At 52.8% G+C, this 1027-nt stretch carries 1 protein-coding gene and 1 pseudogene; both read left to right on the top strand.

What is annotated here, in order from left to right; translation table 11 throughout:
- A pseudogene (locus tag QJT78_RS53435) lies at window positions 1–108 on the top strand (IS21-like element helper ATPase IstB); the annotation flags it as partial.
- A gap of 111 nt (window positions 109–219) precedes the next feature.
- A complete protein-coding gene (locus QJT78_RS51550) occupies window positions 220–948 on the top strand; it encodes a UvrD-helicase domain-containing protein (RefSeq protein WP_240537900.1) in 729 nt (242 codons plus the stop codon).
- Window positions 949–1027: the final 79 nt, after the last annotated feature.

Below are 1027 nucleotides of genomic sequence, written 5' to 3'. Positions count from 1 at the left end.
TCCGCTATCCCGGCCAGCTCCGACGAGACCAGCGCTACCAGCAAACCCCGCCGCGGAAAGGGGTCAAAATTGGACGCCGATGAAGGGTCAAATTTGCAAGCCGATTGACAATATTGCTGCCAGTGAGTGGGTCGGGGAGCAGTTGGTAGGGCCCAACCTAAACACGATGACAGGCGATTTCCCCCAAATCATTGGGAAAATTCGTACTTGGGCCGATCAGTGACTGGCGAGGTTCTGATCCAGAAAATATTGAGCTGCCGAGCAGGAAGCGTTGTCGCTCCTGCCGGATGCGGGAAGACAGAATGCATTACTGACGTTTTAGCCGCCGCTGCGGGCCGTTATCTTGTGCTCACCCATACACTCGCTGGTGTTGACGCTCTTCGGAAACGTCTCGCTGAAAAAAAGGTGAATTCACAGAACTATGACCTCGACACGATTGCTGGTTGGTCGCTTCGTCTGTCTTTAGCGTTCCCACAGAGATCTGGCTTATCAGCTTTTGAGCCCAAAGAAGAAGAATGGTCGAAGGTCTACGCCGCGGCGCAGAGACTTATCGAGAGAGGTGCGATCAGTAGCATTTTAAGGGCTTCATATGCTGGCGTTCTGATCGATGAGTACCAGGATTGTACGATTAGCCAGCACTCTTTGGTCAAAGTGGTCTCTCGGTATCTGCCGACTTGTGTATTTGGGGACTACCTGCAGTCAATTTTCGGTTTCAGACATGACCCAGCCGTCGATTGGGATGTTGATGTTGTCAGCGCCTTTCCAAGAATTGAAGAACTGGCTGAGCCGTGGCGATGGAAACGAGTAGGGAATATTGAGCTCGGTCGTTGGCTAATGGCCATTAGAGATCCGTTGAAGACAGGCGGCACTATCGACTTATCTACAGCTCCCAATGGATACATTGAGTTGGTAAAGCCTAACCCGTCTTATTCGCGAGAGGGCGCCTGAGAGGCTGGCGAGCGTGGTGTAAAGCGCTGATGCGGCGTAGGATTCGGTTGCGAAGCCACCCCATCACCTTCAACCGCGA

Source organism: Bradyrhizobium sp. Mp27, assembly GCF_029953005.1.
Classification (GTDB): Bacteria; Pseudomonadota; Alphaproteobacteria; order Rhizobiales; family Xanthobacteraceae; genus Bradyrhizobium; species Bradyrhizobium barranii.
Note: the sequence above shows the minus strand (reverse complement) of the source record. Positions and strands in the feature narration are given on the sequence as shown.